Origin of the sequence: Mariniflexile ostreae, from assembly GCF_042427585.1 — a bacterium.
GTDB lineage: Bacteria > Bacteroidota > Bacteroidia > Flavobacteriales > Flavobacteriaceae > Pseudalgibacter > Pseudalgibacter ostreae.
The window spans coordinates 63,827-84,935 of record NZ_JBHMFC010000006.1; the positions used below are offsets into that span (position 1 = coordinate 63,827).

A 21,109-nucleotide genomic window follows, 5' to 3' on the forward strand; every position below is an offset into this window, starting at 1 on the left:
TAAGTTGGGTCTAAATTTGTAACTCCTTATTTTATAAAACATAGAGACTATGAATGCGATTATAAAAGACAGTTTACAGAAAAGCATGTCGTATCAGGCATATAGAGAGTTGGTTGCGGGTTTAGTGGAAATAAACAGTACTACAGGGATTGAAAAAACTGAAGACTTGGCTAACTATACAAAGCTGAATGAAAAGCGGATGAAACGTTGGGATAAAACCTTAAAGGTGCCTGAGGCCTCTAAAGTTAAAATATCCGAATTTAAACAACAGGTCACCTGGCTAGTTATTACAGAAAGCTGGTGTGGAGATGCCGCACATATTATGCCTGTCATTAATAAAGTGGCAGAGTTAAATAACCTTATAGATTTGAAAGTTGTACTTCGTGATGAAAATCCCGAATTGATGGATGCTTTTTTAACTAATGGTAATAAAGCAATCCCGAAATTAATCATGATTGATAATGAAACGCAAGAGGTTTTAGGCAGTTTTGGTCCGAGACCAAGAGAAGCTGCTAATTATGTGAAACGATTTATAGCTAAGCATGGTGCACTTACACCTGAGTTTAAAGAGGATCTGCAACATTGGTACAATAAAGATAAAGGGCAAAATATAATAGAAGATATTACACAGTTATTATGTCAATTACAACCTAATGTTTGCCAATAAAATAGAAGGTAATAGAGCCTAACTGTGATTTTTTAGAGGCGTCTTCGCTAAATTGAGCTTCCTTAGCGTACTCTATAGCGTGGTGGATAAGGCATTCGTTTGATGACGTTGAAGAGGTGTTCACGTAAGCTTTGGTAACATTGCCTGTGGCGTTTACATTAATGTTAACAACAATTTTGCCTCCTTCTTCGCATAAATAAATAGGTGTAGGCAAATAGCGATGTGTTCTGCCCACTAGGGAATAGTGCATGGTGCTTTTTTTGTTTACACGTTCTGCTGTTTGTTGTTTAAGCAATGCGTTTACTTTACTAAACGAAGCTAAGGCCTCTTCATTAATAGCGGGCGCGGTAGCGGGTCTGTTTCCAAAGCTCTCGGCGTTATCGGTCTTACCATCATTGTCGCTGTCTTTTGGTTCTGTTTTGGTAGGTTCGAAGTCTTCAGGTGGTGCTATAGGTTTATACGCTTGAGCGTAATGTTCCGAATTTTGTGTTTCATTAAAAGCTTGATTGGTCTCTGCTTTGGCGCCATCTAGTTTTTCTAAAGCCTCTAATATTTTAAGCTCTTCTTCGCTAGGTTTTTCTTCAGGTTCCATGACGTAGTAGCTCTCTGAAGTAATATCATTCATTCTTTTTAAACCTATATTGAAAATAAATAATAATACGGTTCCAGAAAGAAAAAAAGTAATAAGTAGGGCTTTATGTGGGTCTGATAGGTGCAATAGATTGGTGTTCGTGTATTTTAGATATTAAATATACGTAAAATTACGAAACTTGGTTTTTTAAATGATTTATAAACTGCTCGACAGTTAAAGCCTTTTCAACTTGGAAATCCCCGATTTTTGTTCTGCGCAAAGCAGATAAATGAGCCCCAGATTGAAGGGCCCTTCCAAAGTCGTAGGCCAGTGAGCGTATGTAGGTTCCTTTGCTGCATACCACTCTAAAGTGAATACTTAGGCCATCAATGGCTGTAATTTCAAATTCAGAAATATTTACCGCTCTTGGCTTAACTGCTACGGTTTCTCCTGCTCTAGCAAACTCATATAAACGTTTGCCCTCTTTTTTTATAGCAGAAAATACAGGTGGGAGCTGTTGGATATCACCAGTAAATTGCGCAGTGGTTTTATGTATTAAATCATCAGTAATATGCTCGGTTGAAAACGTTTCATCTATTTCCGTTTCCAAATCAAAAGAAGGTGTTGTGCTCCCTAAAACAAATGTACCCGTATATTCTTTAATTTGAGCTTGAAAGGTGTCTATTTGTTTAGTCATCTTACCCGTGCAAAGAATCAGTAAGCCTGTTGCTAATGGGTCTAACGTGCCTGCATGACCTACTTTTATTTTTTTTATGTTGAATGCCTGCCGTATTTCCCAACGCAGCTTGTTAACAACCTGAAAAGAGGTCCAATGTAGGGGTTTATCAATTAATAATACTTGGCCAGTTTGATAGTCTTCTGAAGTCATTAGATTACGGTTAATTTTTGGACAAAAAAATGAATGAGTAAAATTAAAGCACCAGCAATAATTCTATAATACCCAAAAATCTTAAACCCGTGTTTGCTTAAATAATTAATAAAAGACTTAATAGCAATTAAAGCCACAATAAAACCAACTACATTTCCAATAATCAAAAGATTTACTTGGTCGTGGGTCAGTTCAAATCCAGCTTTATAATAATCATAGCTTTTTTTTACTGTAGCGCCCAACATGGTAGGGATTGCTAGAAAAAACGAAAATTCGGCAGCGACTTTTCTGGATAGTTTTTGAGACATTCCCCCCACAATACTCGCACCACTTCTGGAAACGCCAGGAATCATCGCTAAACATTGAAAAAAACCGATTTTTAAAGCCGTTAGATAAGAGATTTCAGTACCTTCTCCATCACCAAACCAGTCATCAACTTTCAATAATATAAAACCACCAATAATTAAAGAAATGGCAACGGTTATAGGGCTTTCCAGTAGGCCATCAATAGCATCGTTAAATAGCAAGCCTAAAATAACGGCAGGAATAAAGGCCACCAATAGCTTGAAATAAAAATCAACACTTTGAAAAAAACGTTTAAAATAAAGAACGATTACAGACATAATGGTTCCTAATTGAATAACTATAGTGAAGAGTTTTGTGAAATCATCTTGTGCTATACCATAAAACGAAGAGGCGACAATCATGTGTCCTGTAGACGATACAGGTAAAAACTCTGTAATACCCTCAATGACTGCCAAAACGATTGCTTGTAGTGTATCCATGGCGCAAAAATATCAAAATATTACATAATTTAGCTGATATCACAAAAATTAAAAAATCTTATTTTAGAGCTTATTTTAAAGTGTTTCTTTATCCATATGAAAATTGTAATAGCCCCCGATAAATTTAAAAACTCCCTTACAGGTTTAGCCTTTTGTAATGCCGTTGAAGAAGGGGTTAAAAGCATGTATCCCAATATTGAAATAGTAAAGTTGCCCTTGGCAGATGGCGGCGATGGTACTATTGACGTTGTTAATTTTTATCTTAAAGGACAGGAAGTGTGTGTGGATGTGAATAGTCCTTTTTTTAAACCTGTTAAAGCGACTTATTTATATTCTGGAGCCTCAAGAGCAGCATATATCGAAATGGCGAAAGCTTCTGGTTTGAGCCTGTTAAAACCAGAACAATTCGATTGTAAAAATGCCACTACGCTGGGTACAGGGGAAATGATTGTAGATGCGATAGGAAAAGGTGCGAAAAAAATTATTTTAGGTATCGGCGGAAGCGCTACCAACGATTGTGGAATTGGCATGGCAACAGCTTTAGGATATCGATTTTTAGATGACGAAAAGAATGAAGTAAAGCCTGTTGGCGCCAATTTATCTCGAATAGTTTCTATTGATACCAGTAACGTTCATTGGAAATTAAATCAAATTGAATTTGAAATAGCCTGTGATGTTACCAATCCCTTATATGGGATAGACGGAGCGGCGTATGTGTATGCGGCGCAAAAGGGAGCTACACTTGAAGAGATTAAAATGTTAGATACAGGATTGGAACATTTTTCCAAAATCATTAAAACTGTTTTTCATACCGATGCACAATCTATTATTGGTGCAGGTGCCGCTGGAGGTATGGGAATCGCGTCAAAAGTGTTTCTAAATGGGCGTTTACAACCTGGTATCCAGCTTATAAAAAATCTAGCCAATTTTGACGAAAATATAAGAAATGCCGATTGGATTGTTACGGGTGAAGGAAAATTGGATGCCCAAACATGTTCTGGAAAAACAATTTCGGGTATAATGACTTCTGCTAAAGCAAAACAAATTAAAGTAGCTGCTTTTTGTGGTATTGTAGATTTAGAGAAAAAGGCTCTGGCGCAATTAGGAATCGATTACGCCGATGCGGTATTAAATTATGCCATAAATTTAGAAGATGCCATGCAAAACGGCTATCATTATGTTAAGGATATGACAAGAAAATTTGCTAAAAAAAGGTTGTAAGCTTATTGATTTTTTATTTACAACACAATGGCCTAAAAGGTAAACTTAAGCTTTGTCCGGGTTTAAAAGAATTGCATAAATCTGAAATCCAAAACCTATAAGTACAATGGTTGGCGCTAAGTGGATGCGTCTCCAGCTAAATATTTCAGGGTTAAAAACATTAGGATCGTCACTTCCGCCGCCAGACATTAAAATAAAACCAAGTGCAATACAAATTAAACCTATAAACATAAACTTATAGTTTTTCTTTCCAAAAACAAATTCTGGTTTTGTGGTGTCTTTTCTTTTTTTATCTCCCATGGCGTATTATAATGTAAGTTACAAATTAACGGATTTATTTACAGTAAACCTGTTAACGTAAATCTAATTTGTGTTTTCAATCGCGAGTTGTTTTTAATAATACAGTTCATCGGTACGTAAATTTAAAAAGCGTTGCGTTGCAATATGGGTACTTACCCAAGTGATGATAATGCCTAAAGCAAAAACAAAAAGAAACAAGAACCCCACTAAAATAGGGTTGCTTAACAATTCTAGTTCTATAAACGTTTTGTTTAGATAGTATAAAACAATCGCCATGCCTATAAGCGCTATAACGGCTCCAATCATACCTAAACGTACACTTTTCCATACAAACGGACGCCTAATAAATTGCTTGGTAGCACCAACCATTTGCATGGTTTTTATGGTAAAACGTTTTGAATAAACAGCCAAACGAATGGAGCTGTTTATCAGCAATACGGCGATTAATGTAAAAATACCACTAATGACCAACACCCAAAAACTGATTTTCTTAACATTATCATTCATCAAGTTAACCAAGTCATTATCATACGTAACCTCATCGACAAAGTTTTTGTTTAGCGCTTCCGCAGAAATTTTTTCTAAATGTTCAGATGTTACAAAATCTGCTTTTAAATGTACATCAATGGAGTTTTGTAATGGATTATAGCCCACAAAGTCCATGAAATCTTCACCGTTTTCAGCTTTCATAAACTCTGCTGCTTGTTCTTTCGAGACATATTCGGTAGTTTTCACATAATCTGCCATAGCCAAACTTTTTTCAAGCTGTTTGGTTTCTACTTCTTTAGCAGAATCTTTTAAATAAATAGTGACTACGACTTGTTCTTTGAAGTGGTCGGAAACTTTTTTTGCATTAAGAATAAGCATGCCCAACAAACCCAATAAAAACAAAACCAGCGCAATGCTTAGCACTACTGAAAAATACGACGAGATAAGGCGGCGTTTTTGATGTTTTTCGAATGATGAACTCATAAAATAAATGGATTAATGCTGTAAAAATAATAAAGTATACGTGATCTGTATTTATTTAAACTAAATCATTTCAAGATTGTTGTGTTTCTTTTAATTTCTTGGTGGGCTTACTAACTAAATAGACACCGCTAGCAACCACAATACAGCTTAGTATTTTAATAAGATTGATGTCTTGGGCATAAGCTTCTTGCATAAACACAAAAGCAAGTATACTAACCAGAACAAAGCTTACCACGGGTTGTAAATATACATAACTGCTCGTTACAGAAGGGATTAAATGATTTAAAGCATATATGTTGAATAGATAAGCAAAAAAAGTGGTAAATAAAATAACGTACCCAATTGTTAAATAAGTATTTAAATCGAAAGCCTCAAAATCGGTGTTTAAAAAATCATTAAATCCAAAAGGGAGCACAATGAGGAAGCCAAGCAAGAATATCCAACTTACAACTGTAATGGCATGATATTTTTTCATTAATGTTTTTGCAATTACAAGATAGAGCCCGTAACTACTGGCATTTAGCAAAACCAGTAAATTGCCTAATATGGAACTGGTGCCTTCTGTCTCATTGCCATAAGCTATTAAAAATATGGCGCCAATGGAACCCAAAGTTATACCGAGAACTTTGTTTTTAGTAATGCGTTCTTTTAAAATGAAAAAACTAAAAATCAAAACAATTACAGGGGTGGCCGTAGTGATTATGGAGGCGTCTATTGGCGATGTTAAATTAATACCGTGAAAAAACAACATTTGGTTTGCTGCACCTCCAAAAAGGCCGCAAAGTGCTAAGGTTAATAAATCTTTTTTTTCAACTCGTTCTTTTACAAATAGAAACTTGATGGTCCAAAATAATAAGGCACAGCAACCGATTCTAATAAATACGAAAGCCGTGGGGCCAATTTTATCTGGCATAACGCCTTTTGCTATAATGTAATTAGCGCCATAAATAATATTGGCGCCTAAAAGTGCTAAATGTGCTTTTGTGGTATTCTTCAATGTATTGATGCTTAAAAATAGCAGCAAAATTACAAATAGATTTCTAAAGAAAAGGGTATAATGCTAGTAATTGAAGGGGATAAAAAAACTTAATTTGTTAACCCTTCCTTGTTTTCCATTTAAAGCGTAAATTTGCGCTTTTAAAATGGCTCGCAAACCCGTGAAGCTGCAAAGTGTTACTCATTTTAGTTATAAACGTCTTTGCGTTTCTGTGTCTTTGGGAGAAAAAAGAAGCTTATGAAATACAATTTCAACGAAATAGAAGCCAAGTGGCAAAAATATTGGGCAGCAAACCAAACTTTTAAAGCTGAAAACCACAGTGAAAAACCTAAATATTATGTTTTGGACATGTTCCCTTACCCTAGTGGGGCAGGACTACATGTTGGGCATCCATTAGGCTATATCGCATCAGATATTTATGCGCGTTACAAGCGCCATCAGGGCTTTAATGTATTGCATCCTCAGGGCTATGATAGCTTTGGCTTACCTGCAGAGCAATATGCCATTCAAACGGGGCAACATCCTGCCATAACTACAGCAGAGAATATAAAAACCTATCGCCGTCAATTGGATCAAATCGGATTTTCATTCGATTGGTCGCGAGAGGTTAGAACCAGTGACCCGAATTATTATAAATGGACCCAATGGATTTTTATTCAGTTGTTCAACTCGTGGTACAATAAGGATACAGATCAGGCAGAAGACATTTCAGAATTGATAAGTGTTTTTGCTTCGGAAGGGAATACCCATATAAATGCGGTGTGCGATGATGCTGTTGATGCTTTTTCTGCTGAGGATTGGAATGGTTTTTCTTCGAAAAAACAACAAGGTATATTACTGCAATATCGACTCACGTATCTAGCCGAAACCGAAGTTAACTGGTGTCCAGCATTAGGAACCGTTCTAGCTAATGATGAAATGGTAAATGGGGTTTCCGAGCGTGGCGGACATCCGGTAATAAGAAAAAAAATGACACAATGGAGCATGCGAATTTCAGCATATGCGGAACGTTTGCTTCAAGGTTTGAATAAAATCGATTGGTCGGATTCGTTAAAAGAAAGTCAGCGTAATTGGATAGGGAAATCCGTAGGCGCTTCTGCAGAATTTAAAATTGTGAATTCAGATTCCAGTATTTCTGTATTCACGACACGACCAGACACTATTTTTGGAGTTAGTTTTATGACGCTTGCACCTGAGCACGAACTGGTCTCTAAAATTACAACTCCAGAGCAAAAAGAAGCGGTTGAAGCGTACGTGATAGCCACAGCTAAACGTAGTGAACGCGATAGGATGGCCGATGTAAAAACCATTTCAGGAGCTTTTACTGGGGCATACGCCGAGCATCCTTTTTCTAAAGCGCCCATTCCGATTTGGATTGGTGATTATGTTTTAGCGGGTTATGGAACAGGGGCGGTAATGTCTGTGCCTTGTGGCGATCAGCGAGATTATGATTTTGCAAAACATTTTAATATCCCAATTCCTAATATTTTTGATGGCGTCGACGTATCGGAAGGCGCTTTTGCTTCAAAAGATAATGTGGTGCTAAAAAACTCAGATTTTCTTAACGGACTGAGTTATAAAAAGGCTACTGTAAAAGCTATTGGAGCATTGGAAAAACTAAATCAAGGCGAAGGGAAAACCAATTACCGTTTACGCGACGCCGTGTTTAGCCGCCAACGCTATTGGGGGGAGCCTTTTCCAGTATATTATGTAAATGGCATGCCTCAAATGATAGATGCAGAACATTTGCCAGTGCGGTTACCTGAAGTTGAAAAATATTTACCTACCGAAACTGGTGAGCCACCCTTAGGGAATGCTACAGTTTGGGCTTGGGATCGACATAAAGCAGAGGTTGTTTCAAATGCGTTAATTGATCATGAACGTGTTTTTCCGCTCGAACTCAATACCATGCCTGGTTGGGCGGGGAGTTCTTGGTACTTTAACCGGTATATGGATGCTCATAATGAAACAGAATTTGCAAGTCAAGATGCTTTGAGCTACTGGAAAGATGTGGATCTATATATTGGAGGGAGCGAGCATGCAACGGGACATTTGTTGTACTCTCGTTTTTGGCAAAAATTCTTGTTTGATAAAGGGATTGTACCTGTAGACGAGTACGCCAAAAAGCTGATTAATCAGGGTATGATTTTGGGGACTAGTGCTTTTGTTTATCGTGTTGAAGGCGAAAATAAATTCGTGTCAAAGGCGTTAATAGCCGGTCAAAGCGTACAGGCCATTCATGCAGATGTTGCGTTTGTAAATGCTTCTGATGAATTAGATATTGAAGCCTTTAGAAACTGGAGAGAAGAGTATAAAGACGCTATTTTTATTGGTGAGAAAGGTCTGGTGATTGAAGGTGATAACGACGTTTACAAGGTAGGGCGCGAAGTTGAAAAAATGTCTAAATCTAAATATAACGTGGTTAATCCAGACGATATTGTTTCAGAATATGGTGCAGATAGTTTGCGTTTATACGAAATGTTTCTCGGCCCTTTAGAACAATATAAACCATGGAATACCGCTGGTATATCGGGAGTTCATTCATTTCTTAAAAAGCTATGGAAATTGTATGTTGACGATTCTGGTTTAAAAGTTAATGATACCCAACCAACAAAAGAGGGACTGAAAGTGCTTCATAAAACCATAAAAAAGGTTCAAGAAGATATTGAAGGCTTTTCATTTAATACGTCGGTTTCTACGTTTATGATTGCCGTTAACGATTTAACTGCCCAAAAATGCACCTCCAAAGCGATTTTAGAGCCTTTATTGGTTCTTATTTCACCATATGCACCACATATTGCTGAAGAATTGTGGAGCAAGCTAGGGCATGATGCGTCTATTTCAACGGCAGCGTTTCCAGAGTTTGATCAAAACCATTTGGTGGAGAGCAGTAAGAACTATCCTATTTCGTTTAACGGGAAAATGCGATTTACACTAGAGCTGCCTATGGATATGAGTAAAGAAGATATTGAAAAAGCAGTTCTGGCAAACGAAAAAACCCAAGAACAATTAGGGGGTAGAACGCCTAAAAAAGTAATTGTGGTGCCCGGTAAAATTGTAAATATTGTAGGGTAGAATGAATATCCCTTTAGAACATCTAGAAGAAAAGTTTTTAGCAACAGCTTTAAAAAACGGACTCTCTTATTGGAAAAAAGGTCTGTTTGAAATTATTGAAGATGATGCGACTACTATAAAAGCTAGGGTGTATGGAACTGATGAATACCTTAGCGAACTCATGTTTTTAAATAAACATATTGTAGATGTTAATTGCACCTGCCCGAATAACCGAACCCTTTTTTGCAAACACATTGCGATTCTTTATTACGAAAAACTAAAGGATGTTTTAGCCTTGAAAAAGGCTAAACCAAGAAAAGCATCCAAACAAATTTCTAAGAGTAAAGTAGATCAGGAGTTTTTCTCTATTGAAACAGCAGTGCAAAACGCATCATTAGTTCAATTAAAAGAAATAGTTGTTCAAGAGCTTAGAAAAAATGCGGATTTTAAACTTGCTTTAGAGCATAAGTTAAATCCAAAACATAAAGCAAAGCAAGCGTTATATGCGTTTTACAAAGTGCAAATTCAAGAATTACTAAGAAAGCACAAGAAACAAAATTTTATAGATTATAGTGCCTCAAATTCTGTAGGACAAGCGGTTATTGATATTGCAAGCTTAGCTTCAGAGCATTATAAAAATCATAATTTGGAAGCGAGTTTTGAGATTTGTAAAGCGATATTGGATACCATGATAAAACCGTTGAACTATACAGATACATCTTCGGGGATTTTTTATCAGGGTTTAGATGAGGCTTTAAACTTAGTATTGGAGATATCGACCAAGGCCGAATTGCAGCCTAAGCTTCGTAAAAACATGTATACTTTCTTTCTTAAACATCTAAAAGACAAAAAAAACCATGGTTGGGGCTACGAAATTAACTTTACAGATATTTTAATAGCATTAGCAGAAAATAATAAGCAAAAGGATGAGCTGCTTAAAATTATTTATAATGAAGATTTAGATCGGCATAGCATGCAGGTGTATAACATTATTAAAAAGTTTGACGGAGAACAAGCAGCCAAAGATTTTGTAATGGAGCATAAGACCTTGCCAGAATTTAGGTCTATTTTGTTCAATGAGTTTATGGAGAACAAAGACTATAATGCTGCAAAACAATGCATGTATGAGGGGTTAAAGGTTAATAGTGAGTTTAGGGGAGCCGTAATAAATTGGATTAAAAACTTATTGAAAATTGGAGAATTAACAGAGGATAAGGAATTAACCATAAAAAGTGCAAAGTTATTATTTTTAAATTTAGGATTTAGAATATATCCTGATGGAGCTGATTATTACGAGCTGTTAAAACATCAATTCACCGCTGAAGAATGGGCGAATGAATGGCCTTTATTAATTGAAAAAGAAAAAGACAAAACAACCGTAGAAGAAATATATTTTAGAGAAGGCCGTTTAGATTTGTTGTTTAAAAGCATTACTAAAAAGCAAGATTTTTACTTTAACAGCAATTATTTAAATTTTAATGAAGCCCATATAGCCTCTTTGTTACCAGAGTATAATGAAGCTTTTATTTTGTTTCTGAAGGGTAGAATAGTAAACTACATCGATTTTTATAAAGGAAAAAAATATTATAAAGAGGTCTGTACTACGCTAATTGCATTTAAAAAACAAGGTCTTGATATTAGTGGTATCCTAATGTATTTAAAAGAAAACTACCGTAACCGACCTTCTTTAATGACTAGGATACAGGAGTACTTCGAATAAAAGGTTTGAGAGGGTTTCTTCATGTTTTTCTATTGTTACAGCAGTTTTATAAAAGCACTATTCTTGAGTGTGATATACAAATGTATTCATAAACTAATGCTTATCGTTTTATAGTTTCTTTCTAAATAGGGGCGGAATTGTTAAAAGAGACTTGCTTTACATATCATTTTTCTTATTTTAACTTATATTGTAATGTTATGAATAATAAATTTTGTGAATTATGAAGATAGGTGTCCCTGGAGAAATTAAAAATCATGAAAACAGAGTGGGTATAACCCCCTCGGGAGTATTTGAATTGGTTAAAAGAAATCACACAGTTTACGTGCAAAAAGATGCAGGTTTTAAAAGTGGTTTTTTTGATGATGATTACAGCGATGTAGGTGCGATAATCCTTGATACTATTGAGGAGGTTTATGAAGCGGCCACCATGATTGTTAAGGTTAAAGAACCCATTGAGAAAGAATACGAATTAATAAAGCCGCATCACTTGTTGTTTACTTTTTTTCATTTTGCATCTAGTAGAACACTAACAGAGGCTATGTTGAGAAGTGGCTCGGTTTGTATAGCCTACGAGACCGTAGAGGAGGAGGATGGTTCTTTGCCGCTATTAATCCCTATGTCTGAAGTTGCAGGAAGAATGTCCATTCAAGAAGGTGCTAAATGCTTAGAAAAACCCGTAAAAGGACGGGGCATCCTGTTGGGTGGAGTACCTGGAGTACCCCCAGGAAAAGTACTGGTTTTGGGAGGAGGAGTTGTGGGGGTGCAAGCCGCTAAAATGGCTGCAGGATTAGGAGCAATTGTAACTATTATGGACATAGATATGAAGCAGCTACGCTATATTAGCGACATTATGCCTAAAAATGTAACTACCGAGCTTTCTAGTGAGTATAATATTAGGAAACATATAAAACATACAGACTTAATAATTGGAGGCGTTTTAATTAAAGGTGCTAAAGCCCCTAAGTTGATTACTAAAGACATGCTTAAGGATATGCGACCTGGCACCGTAATGGTAGATGTTGCTGTGGATCAAGGCGGGTGTTTTGAAACCACTAAAGCCACGACCCATGAAAATCCAACTTATATTATAGATGATGTTGTGCATTATTGTGTGGCCAATATGCCTGGCGCAGTACCCTACACCTCTACATTGGCGCTTACCAATGTTACGTTGCCTTATATTGTTAAAATAGCAGATGCAGGCTGGAAAAAAGCTTGCGAACAGGATAAGCGCTTGGCAAAAGGATTAAATATTGTGAATGGCGCCATAGTTTACAAAGAAATTGCAGAAACCTTTAACTTAGATTTCAAAACGTTAAACGACTTATAAACCTGACAAAATTTCTTAACGTATTTTTGGCTTATTTTTTGCTATAATTGAATTAGATTTGTTTAAATAAAATGTAAAAAATGTTTGGATATTATATCATAATTGGAGCGATAGCTTTAGTAAGTTGGTTGGTAAGTAATCAACTTAAAAGAAAGTTTGAAAAATACTCGAAAGTGCATTTACGCAACGGTATGAGTGGTGCCGAAATTGCCGAAAAGATGTTGGCAGATCACGGTATTAGAGATGTTGAGGTAATTTCTACACCGGGTCAATTAACAGACCATTACAATCCGAAAAATAAAACAGTTAACTTAAGTGAGTCTGTTTATAATCAGCGAAACGCTGCTGCTGCTGCTGTTGCGGCACACGAATGTGGCCATGCCGTACAACATGCCCAAGCTTATGAGTGGTTGAAAATGCGCTCTGCTTTAGTGCCAGTGGTAAGTGTTACCTCTGGAATGTCACAATGGATCGTGTTTGGCGGTATTGCTCTTATGGCAACCAATTTAATTGGTGGTATGGGGTTTTATGTAGCTGTAGCCGGATTGGTAATGATGGCTTTTGCAACGGTGTTTAGTGTGGTTACTTTGCCTGTAGAATACGATGCTAGTAACAGAGCTTTAGCTTGGTTAAAAAGCAAAAACATAGTGTCTCAAGAAGAGTATAGAGGCTCTGAAGACGCGCTTAAATGGGCTGCCAGAACCTATTTGGTTGCCGCTATTGGTGCTATTGCATCTTTACTATATTGGGCACTTCAGGTGTTTGGGGGCAGAGATTAGCAAGCCTTAAATTTTTAAATACAAAAAGCTCTGAATTATTTCAGAGCTTTTTTGTTTCTTTATCTCCAAAATATTTTTAAAATGAATCATTATTTAAAATATTATCACGATCACGCGGCAAAATACCAAGCAGAAGCTCAAAAACTGTTTAAAAAAATGACAGCCTTAAGTTTGCTAAGGCTTTTGGTGTTTATATTAACGGTTCTTGGTGTTTATATAACTTATGAGTATTGGCAAGTAGCACTGGTTATTGGGGTTTTAGGTATTGCTGTATTTCTTTTCATGCTATCTAAATACACAAATATTAAAGCGCTTAGAGCATTTAAAAAAGCGCTTGTTTCTGTTAATGAGACAGAAATAAAAATAGCTTCTGGCAATTTTTATGATCGGGATAAAGGTTTAAACTTTCAAGACACAAATCATTTTTACAGTTTGGATATCGATTTGTTTGGGCGGGGATCTTTTTTTCAATTCCTTAACAGAACCACTATCCATGAAGGGACCCAACAGTTGGCCGAAACCTTAAAAGCTAATGATATAACTAACATTGTTCAGCGGCAAGAGGCCATTAAAGAGCTTAAAGATAAAATCGCGTGGCGTCAATATTATACAGCAACGTCTAGTTTAGTATCTGTTGAAACGCCTGCTAAACTTATTATAAGTTGGCTCCAGAAGCATCAATCGTTTTTGCCGAAACCCATAAAATGGTTGCCTGCCGTGTTTTCTGTAATCTCCCTACTTATCTTTACGTTAACCATTTTTAATTTCATAGCACATAAAGCTCTTATAGGCTATTGGTTATTGGTGGGCTTAGCTGTAACAGGACGTTATGTAAAAAAAATAAACGCTTTGGCTTCAAATACCGATAAAGTTGGAGAGACGTTTAGGCAATATGCGCTTTTAATGGACTTAATTGAAAACGAGCGCTTTTCTTCAAAATTATTGCAGGAAAAACAATTGCAAATTCAATCTGGAGATAGAAAAGCATCTGTGGTTTTTAAAGAATTTTCAAAAGCTTTAGAGGGGCTAGATAACAGAAACAACCTTATTTCGGCCATTTTTGGAAATGGACTGTTTTTAACAGATTTAAAAAACACCTATCGTATTGAAAAATGGATTGAGGAGCATGGCGAGAAAGTAAAAGATTGGTTTGAAGTGGTGTCTTTTTTCGATGCTTATAATACGTTGGGGAATTACGCGTATAATCATCCTGATTTTGTGTTTCCTGAAATCAAAACAAATCATGAAGTGATTCATGCAAAAGGACTAGGGCATCCTTTGCTAGATAAAAAGAAACGTGTTAACAGTGATGTTACCATTAAAAAAGACCAGTTTTTTATTGTAACAGGGGCAAACATGGCAGGAAAAAGTACTTTTTTAAGAACCATTTCGTTACACGTGGTTATGGCAAATATCGGGCTTCCTGTTTGTGCAGAAAAGAGCGAGTATACACCTGTAAAACTCATTACCAGTATGCGCACTACAGATTCGTTAACAGATGATAGCTCGTATTTCTTTTCAGAACTAACCCGTTTAAAATATATAGTAGACGCTATTCAAAAAGAACCTTATTTTATAGTGTTAGATGAAATATTAAAAGGCACCAACAGCACCGATAAAGCTATTGGCTCTAGAAAGTTTGTTGAAAAACTGGTAGCTTCACATGCCACGGGTATTATAGCGACACATGATTTGAGCCTATGTGAAATTGAAAATGAATTAGAACAGGTTAAAAACTATTATTTTGATGCTGAAATCATTCAAGACGAATTACATTTCGATTATACTTTAAAAGAGGGTGTGTGTAAAAACATGAATGCATCTTTTCTTCTAAAAAAGATGGATATCATATAATTATTCGTAACTTAAAGACAGGAATGTTCTTTAACGAATCCGCTAATTTTAGTAGAAAACATAACTTATGAAATGCAATAAAATAACAATAGTCCTTTTTATCTTCATTTTAGGGGCATGTGCCAGCAGTGAGCGCGTGATTACCCAAGACGGAAAAATTTATGAGGTAAAAGGTGAGGCATATTTTCAAAATGGTAAAAATGTAACAGAGCATTTATCTTCTAAAGATAAAGCGCACATTAGCAATGTTCTTGAAAACAGACTGGAGTCTGAACGTTCACTAAAAAGGGAACAAACAGCATTGAAGGCAGAGCAAGACTATGTGAAACAAACCTTAAAAGAGGCAGAGAAGAAACAAAAAGCACTTGAGAACAAGCAAAAACGTATAGAAAAGGGGATAAAGAAAAAGGAAGCCGCCCGAGAGCGAGTTTTAAAAGTAAAAGCACGTTTAAATAAAAATAAAGAAAAATATCAAAAATTGGAAGCAAAAAAGAAGCTGTCCACTCGTAACAAAGAGAAATGGGAACGCCGTTTTGAGAGAGATGAGAAAGATTTAATTAAGGCGTTAAAAGCCTTTGAAAATTAAAAATAAAACAATTATGAAACACTGGATTATCATTTTAGTATTCGGATTTTGTGTACATGTAAGCGCACAAGATATTAACCATAACGGCACCATGTATACCGTTAAAGGCAAAACTATTTTAAAAGAAGGTAAAGATGTTACTGAGACGCTTGCCCTTGAAGAACAGCAAAGCATAAAAGCTGCTCTTGCTGAAAAGAAGAAAGAAGCAAAAGCTATTGAAAAACGCGAAAAAGAATTAAAAAAGGCCGAAAAAGAACAGAAAAAAGTTGAGAAAAAACAAAAGCAAGCAGAAAAAGCATTAAAACAGAAAGAGAAAATACGCTCTAAATTTGAGAAATCGGTTAAGAAGCATGACCAGGCGGTTAATACATATGAAAAATTAAAAAACAAAGGCAAATTGTCGCCTATTGATGAAAGCAAGTGGCTTAAAAAAATTGAAAAACTAAGGGTGGCAAGAGAAAAGATAAAAAGAAAACTTTAAAAAAAACTAATGAACATGTGCGAAACATTAAAAATAGCATTGGTTCAAGCAGATTTGGTTTGGGAAAATCCAGAGCAAAATAGGCGAAACTTTACTAAGAAAATCGATGCTATTCATGAAGCTGTTGATCTAGTGGTGTTACCCGAAATGTTTTCAACAGGGTTTACCATGAACCCCAAAGCTGTTTTTGAAACGATGCAAGGCGAAACCGTATTGTGGATGCAGGAACTGACCCATAAGAAAAACATAGCTATAACCGGGAGTGTGGTTATTAAAGAGGAATGTCGTTTTTATAACCGACTCTTTTTTGTAACGCCAAATGGAGGTTTAGAGTATTATGATAAAAAGCACACTTTTACTTTAGTTGGTGAAGACGAGATTTATACCGCAGGTACCAAAAAACCTATTATCGATTTTAAAGGCTGGAAAATCTGTCCGTTGATTTGTTATGACTTAAGGTTTCCGGTATGGGCAAGAAATACTGAAGACTACGATGTTTTAATATATGTGGCCAATTGGCCTACGCCAAGAGTTACTGCATGGGACACTTTACTAAAAGCTCGAGCTATTGAGAATATGTGTTATTGCATAGGTGTAAACCGTGTGGGTACAGATGGGGTGAATAGTGAATATAATGGTCATTCGGCAGCCTACGATGTGTTAGGCAATGAACTGACCGCTTTTGGATCTGGAGAGGAACAAACTGAAATAGTTACATTAGAAAAAAGGCACATTTCGGCTTATAGAAACAAGTTTAAGTTTTTGCAAGACAGAGATGGTTTTATTCTGAAATAAATTGCAGGGTCTGTACAAAATCCCAACCCGCCCTAACGTCATTTTCCATTTCAAAATGGCTGATTTTTTCGGGTTGAATTTTTTTAAGATAATGACCGGAATCGTATTTTTTATTGCCATTAGTATCATGTACGACTCTAATGTAGTATTTGCTAGGCGATATGTTTAAGAAGTCTATGGCTTGTTCTTTAGCGGCATATACTTCATGTTTAACCTCGCCCTTCTCATTGGTTAGCTGTACGATAATAGGGTAAGTGGCATTAGCTAAAACGAGCCTTAAATTACCATAACTGTCCTTGGCACTAGTTCTTAAAGAGAAATCTAAAGTGTCGTTCTTTGTGTCGAAAAAACCCACAAAAGCTTCTGGTAAGAGGCGTATTTGATAGTTGTTCGATTCGGTTTTTGGAAACTTAAGCGCTACAGTGTTGTTAATCGTATCGAAAAGACTTGTAAAAGCAACAGAAATAGAGTCTTTATTTAAAATATGGATTTTAGAGGCATCAAAAGTACTAATAGGCGTGGTTCCTGAAATTTTAAAATCTTCTTCATACCCTATGTTTCCAGAAGGAAATCCTTTTAAGGTTAAAGAGTCCCGATCTAATTTTCGTAATCTTACCGAGAACTGAGTGTCCTCCACACTAGGGTGGGAAACCTTAAAAACTAAAGAATCCAGTTCGAGATGTGGTTTGTACCAATAGTAAAGGGTGTCGGTCTTTTCGTCTTTTGTAATAGCGTGTTTGAATTCTGCTGGGGTATCTGTAAGCAAGTCAATGTGCATGCCTTCATAATGCCCTTCATAGCCAAACTCTATTTTTCCGCCAGCTGCCAATTTTGGTCTTGCAGGCTTAAAATCGGGGGCTTCAGAAAATAATTTTAATGTGTATAAGGAATCTGTAGGCACATGAATAGGACTTTTATAAAACCCTATTTTATCAGTTTTCTGTTGAAATTTATAATCTGTATTTTTATCTTTTAAAGCTAATAACATGTATTTTCCTGCCTTAACGTTCTCAATGGAAAATGTGCTAAGACTATCTAAGGTATTGGTAATGTACTTAGGAGTTTCCTTATAAACGATAGAATCATTATAGGTCGAGTCCATTTCATAAAGCATTACAGAAACAAAGGTTTCTGGCTGTCTTTTGATAGCATCTACTATTTGTCCTTTTACAGAAAGGGAATCGATATAATCACCAGTAGAAAATACATAACGGAAATATGGAAAAGGGTTTCCTTCATTATTATCTACAATACTGTTTCCGAAATTAAATGCGTAAGTTGTATTAGGCTGTAAGGTATCAAAAATCTTTATTTTAATATATTCGCTTGCGCCGCCAAGCGGTGTAATTTCTGGCTGCGTTTTCATTGGGGGCGAAATGATAAGCTGTTTTTGTAAGTCTTTTATCTTAATGTATTCATTAAAATAAATCCTAATTTCTTTAGCATTAAAATTAATGGAATAATTTTTAGGTGTTGCTCTCGTTATTTTAGGAGGGGTAATATCTTTAGGGCCGCCTTGAGGCGTTCCACGATTGGCGCAGTTAATAAAAACCAAACATATACATGCGATAAAAATAAAATTTGAAAGGGTTTTATTCATTGCCAATTTAAAATTTGCACAAAACTACATAAATTTAGAGATATAACGCAAGAGTTATTAGGCTATTGCCATCGATGCCACACTTATTTTAACCGAAGGCACTTGCTGTAACACGGTGATACAAGCTTCCATGGTTGCCCCTGTAGTAATGAGGTCGTCCACCAAAAGAATGTGTTTGTTCTCAAGGTCTTTTGCGTGGTTGAGTAAAAATAATTCGGTATTATCTTGCCATCTAAACCATCTTGTTTTTAGGGTCTGCGAACTGGTATTGCTTATTTTTAATAGTACATCCTCTTTGTATTCGGCATGTAAAGCAGTGGCTATTTGTTGTCCAAATTTAGTAACTTGATTATAGCCTCTTTTCCTAAGTTTCTTTTTGTGTATCGGCACGGGAATCACGAGGTCTATATCTTCGTAATGGTTAAGCGTAGCTAACTCGCCACCTAGCCAATCTCCTAAAAACATACCAATAGTTTCATGGCCTTTATATTTCAATTGATGGATAAGATGTTGCACAAGGCCTTTTTTTTCAAAACGGAGCAGTGCTGTGGCCTGCTCGATTTTTACACGGCCATAAAATATTTTTAAAACTGTATCATCATTATTAAAATGAAAATTAGTAACAGGTATACTATGGCGGCAAGAAATGCAGAGGTCTTTTTCATTATCCTTTAAAGTATTATGGCAAGCATAACATACTTTAGGAAAAAACAAATTAAGCAATAAATTGAGCATGTATTTCGGGGTCTATTCTAAAGAAGTAAATTTAAAGGAAAAATTAATACATTTGATTCTTAATTTTGATCTAAAATCCTGTTTGTTTGCTACGGTTTCATATTTTTGCAATATGGCAAATCAAGATGATCAATTTAAGAAAGTAATCTCTCATGCAAAAGAGTATGGTTACGTGTTCCAGAGTAGTGAGATCTACGATGGACTAAGTGCAGTTTATGACTATGCGCAAAATGGCGTGGAGTTAAAAAAGAATATTCGGGACTACTGGTGGAAAGCCATGGTACAGATGAATGAAAATATTGTAGGCATAGATTCTGCCATTTTCATGCATCCAACTATCTGGAAGGCTTCTGGCCACGTAGATGCGTTCAATGATCCTTTAATAGACAATAAGGATTCTAAAAAACGTTACAGAGCTGATGTTTTAATTGAAGATTATTGTGCTAAAATTGAAGCTAAAATTGAAAAAGAGGTTCAGAAAGCAGAAAAACGCTTTGGAGATGCTTTTGATAAAGCCGAGTTTCTTGCTACAAACCCACGTGTATTAGGCTATCAAGAAAAAATAGACGAAACACTTTCTCGTATGGCCAAGTCGTTGGGCGATGAGAATTTAGCCGATGTAAAAGCTCTTATTGAAGAACTGGAAATCGCAGATCCTTTAACGGGAAGTAGAAACTGGACAGACGTTAAGCAATTTAACTTAATGTTTGGCACTAAATTAGGCGCTTCTGCAGAGAATGCTCTAGATTTATATTTACGCCCCGAAACGGCGCAAGGTATTTTTGTTAACTTTTTAAACGTTCAGAAAAGTGGACGTATGAAAATCCCTTTTGGAATTGCTCAAACGGGTAAAGCCTTTAGGAATGAAATTGTGGCGAGACAATTTATTTTCAGAATGCGTGAGTTTGAACAAATGGAGATGCAGTTTTTTATTAAACCAGGGACACAGAAAGAGTGGTTTGAGCATTGGAAAGAAACCCGAATGAAATGGCACTTGTCATTAGGTATGGGAGCAGATAATTACCGTTTTCATGATCATGAAAAATTAGCGCATTATGCCGATGCCGCAACCGATATCGAGTTTAAGTTCCCTTTTGGGTTTAAAGAGCTAGAAGGCATACATTCTAGAACAGATTTTGATTTGGCACAACACGAGAAGTTTTCTGGAAAGAAATTGCAGTATTTCGATACCGAAGAAAATAAAAGCTATGTGCCTTATGTCTTGGAAACCTCTATTGGATTAGACCGGATGTTCTTAGCGGTATTCTCGAATGCATTAGTAGAAGAGGAACTGGAAAATGGAACAACGCGAACCGTGTTGCGATTGCCTGCGGTGCTAGCGCCTGTTAAAGCAGCAATTTTACCATTGGTTAAAAAAGATGGTCTGCCAGAAATAGCTAAAAAAATCCTAGAAGAATTAAAATGGGATTTCAATGTCGATTATGACGAGAAAGATGCCGTAGGTAGACGCTACAGAAGACAAGATGCCAATGGTACGCCATTCTGTATAACGGTAGATCATGATACTCTAGAAGACAATACCGTTACTATACGCCATAGAGACTCTATGGAACAGCAACGTGTTAAAATTGAAGACTTAAAAGATATCATTAAACAAGAAGTAGATGTACGCGCTTGGTTAATGAAAATGTAATCCATAAATGAGAGTGATGCAATCTCGATATGTCGGGTGGCTTCTTATCATTATTATAAATAAAACCCCAAACGCCACCATGTTTGGGGTTTTTTACTTAAAACCAAATTTAATTGGCC

The 21,109-nt window shown here is 36.2% G+C and carries 19 protein-coding genes; 11 read left to right on the top strand and 8 right to left on the bottom strand.

Annotated features, from left to right (window positions below):
- Nucleotides 1-49 precede the first annotated feature (49 nt).
- A complete protein-coding gene (locus ACFFU9_RS01680; RefSeq protein WP_379859623.1) occupies nucleotides 50-667 on the top strand; it encodes a thioredoxin family protein in 618 nt (205 codons plus the stop codon).
- Here ACFFU9_RS01680 and ACFFU9_RS01685 read toward each other — a convergent pair.
- The 3 genes from ACFFU9_RS01685 to ACFFU9_RS01695 all read right to left on the bottom strand — a co-directional run bounded on the left by ACFFU9_RS01685 (nucleotide 651) and on the right by ACFFU9_RS01695 (nucleotide 2,912).
- Nucleotides 651-1,292 carry a hypothetical protein gene (locus tag ACFFU9_RS01685; protein WP_379859624.1) on the bottom strand — a complete coding sequence of 214 codons (642 nt, stop codon included), beginning with the start codon at nucleotides 1,290-1,292 and terminating at the stop codon, nucleotides 651-653. The two genes, ACFFU9_RS01680 and ACFFU9_RS01685, sit on opposite strands and share 17 nt — an antisense overlap.
- Nucleotides 1,293-1,428: 136 nt before the next feature.
- Nucleotides 1,429-2,127 (bottom strand): tRNA pseudouridine(55) synthase TruB, encoded by a 699-nt coding sequence (truB, locus tag ACFFU9_RS01690; protein WP_379859625.1) that lies wholly within the window; start codon nucleotides 2,125-2,127, stop codon nucleotides 1,429-1,431.
- Nucleotides 2,127-2,912 (bottom strand): undecaprenyl-diphosphate phosphatase, encoded by a 786-nt coding sequence (locus ACFFU9_RS01695; RefSeq protein ID WP_379859626.1) that lies wholly within the window; start codon nucleotides 2,910-2,912, stop codon nucleotides 2,127-2,129. Before ACFFU9_RS01695 ends, truB begins: the two co-directional genes overlap by 1 nt.
- A gap of 96 nt (nucleotides 2,913-3,008) precedes the next feature.
- Here ACFFU9_RS01695 and ACFFU9_RS01700 point away from each other — a divergent pair, with 96 nt between their 5' ends.
- Entirely contained in the window at nucleotides 3,009-4,133 is a 1,125-nt protein-coding gene (locus ACFFU9_RS01700) for a glycerate kinase (RefSeq protein ID WP_379859627.1), read from the top strand.
- Nucleotides 4,134-4,178: 45 nt separating this feature from the next.
- Here the strand turns inward: ACFFU9_RS01700 and ACFFU9_RS01705 are convergent, their stop codons facing one another.
- From ACFFU9_RS01705 to ACFFU9_RS01715, 3 genes are all read right to left on the bottom strand, one after another.
- Nucleotides 4,179-4,433: a DUF3098 domain-containing protein gene (locus ACFFU9_RS01705; protein WP_379859628.1), complete on the bottom strand. Its 255-nt coding sequence runs from the start codon at nucleotides 4,431-4,433 to the stop codon at nucleotides 4,179-4,181.
- A gap of 93 nt (nucleotides 4,434-4,526) precedes the next feature.
- Nucleotides 4,527-5,405, bottom strand: a complete 879-nt coding sequence (locus ACFFU9_RS01710; protein ID WP_379859629.1) for a cell division protein FtsX — start codon at nucleotides 5,403-5,405, stop codon at nucleotides 4,527-4,529.
- A gap of 70 nt (nucleotides 5,406-5,475) precedes the next feature.
- On the bottom strand, nucleotides 5,476-6,402 hold the full coding sequence (locus ACFFU9_RS01715; RefSeq protein ID WP_379859630.1) for a DMT family transporter: 927 nt from the start codon (nucleotides 6,400-6,402) through the stop codon (nucleotides 5,476-5,478).
- 237 nt (nucleotides 6,403-6,639) lie between these two features.
- Between ACFFU9_RS01715 and leuS the strand changes: the two genes are divergently transcribed.
- From leuS to ACFFU9_RS01755, 8 genes are all read left to right on the top strand, one after another.
- Nucleotides 6,640-9,477 carry a leucine--tRNA ligase gene (gene leuS, locus ACFFU9_RS01720; protein WP_379859631.1) on the top strand — a complete coding sequence of 946 codons (2,838 nt, stop codon included), beginning with the start codon at nucleotides 6,640-6,642 and terminating at the stop codon, nucleotides 9,475-9,477.
- A gap of 1 nt (nucleotide 9,478) precedes the next feature.
- Nucleotides 9,479-11,176 carry an SWIM zinc finger family protein gene (locus ACFFU9_RS01725; RefSeq protein WP_379859632.1) on the top strand — a complete coding sequence of 566 codons (1,698 nt, stop codon included), beginning with the start codon at nucleotides 9,479-9,481 and terminating at the stop codon, nucleotides 11,174-11,176.
- A 220-nt stretch (nucleotides 11,177-11,396) separates the two neighbouring features.
- Entirely contained in the window at nucleotides 11,397-12,506 is a 1,110-nt protein-coding gene (gene ald, locus ACFFU9_RS01730) for an alanine dehydrogenase (protein ID WP_379859633.1), read from the top strand.
- An 80-nt stretch (nucleotides 12,507-12,586) separates the two neighbouring features.
- Complete coding sequence (locus tag ACFFU9_RS01735; RefSeq protein ID WP_379859634.1) at nucleotides 12,587-13,285, top strand: zinc metallopeptidase; 699 nt, start codon at nucleotides 12,587-12,589, stop codon at nucleotides 13,283-13,285.
- Nucleotides 13,286-13,366: 81 nt separating this feature from the next.
- Entirely contained in the window at nucleotides 13,367-15,139 is a 1,773-nt protein-coding gene (locus tag ACFFU9_RS01740) for a MutS-related protein (protein WP_379859635.1), read from the top strand.
- 67 nt (nucleotides 15,140-15,206) lie between these two features.
- Complete coding sequence (locus ACFFU9_RS01745) at nucleotides 15,207-15,725, top strand: hypothetical protein (protein ID WP_379859636.1); 519 nt, start codon at nucleotides 15,207-15,209, stop codon at nucleotides 15,723-15,725.
- Nucleotides 15,726-15,738: 13 nt separating this feature from the next.
- On the top strand, nucleotides 15,739-16,206 hold the full coding sequence (locus ACFFU9_RS01750; protein ID WP_379859637.1) for a hypothetical protein: 468 nt from the start codon (nucleotides 15,739-15,741) through the stop codon (nucleotides 16,204-16,206).
- A 15-nt stretch (nucleotides 16,207-16,221) separates the two neighbouring features.
- Entirely contained in the window at nucleotides 16,222-17,001 is a 780-nt protein-coding gene (locus ACFFU9_RS01755) for an amidohydrolase (protein WP_379859638.1), read from the top strand.
- On the opposite strand, the gene ACFFU9_RS01760 is transcribed toward ACFFU9_RS01755, so the two are convergent.
- Together ACFFU9_RS01760 and ACFFU9_RS01765 are read right to left on the bottom strand one after the other, a co-directional pair.
- The gene (locus tag ACFFU9_RS01760; RefSeq protein WP_379859639.1) at nucleotides 16,988-18,601 is read right to left on the bottom strand and encodes an Ig-like domain-containing domain; all 1,614 of its coding nucleotides are present in this window, start codon (nucleotides 18,599-18,601) and stop codon (nucleotides 16,988-16,990) included. The genes ACFFU9_RS01755 and ACFFU9_RS01760 overlap by 14 nt on opposite strands.
- Before the next feature lie 57 nt (nucleotides 18,602-18,658).
- Nucleotides 18,659-19,336 carry a ComF family protein gene (locus ACFFU9_RS01765; RefSeq protein WP_379859640.1) on the bottom strand — a complete coding sequence of 226 codons (678 nt, stop codon included), beginning with the start codon at nucleotides 19,334-19,336 and terminating at the stop codon, nucleotides 18,659-18,661.
- A 112-nt stretch (nucleotides 19,337-19,448) separates the two neighbouring features.
- On the opposite strand from ACFFU9_RS01765, the gene ACFFU9_RS01770 reads away from it, so the two are divergent.
- Nucleotides 19,449-20,990, top strand: coding sequence for a glycine--tRNA ligase (locus ACFFU9_RS01770; RefSeq protein WP_379859641.1), 1,542 nt, complete (start codon nucleotides 19,449-19,451; stop codon nucleotides 20,988-20,990).
- The last annotated feature ends 119 nt before the right edge of the window (nucleotides 20,991-21,109 follow it).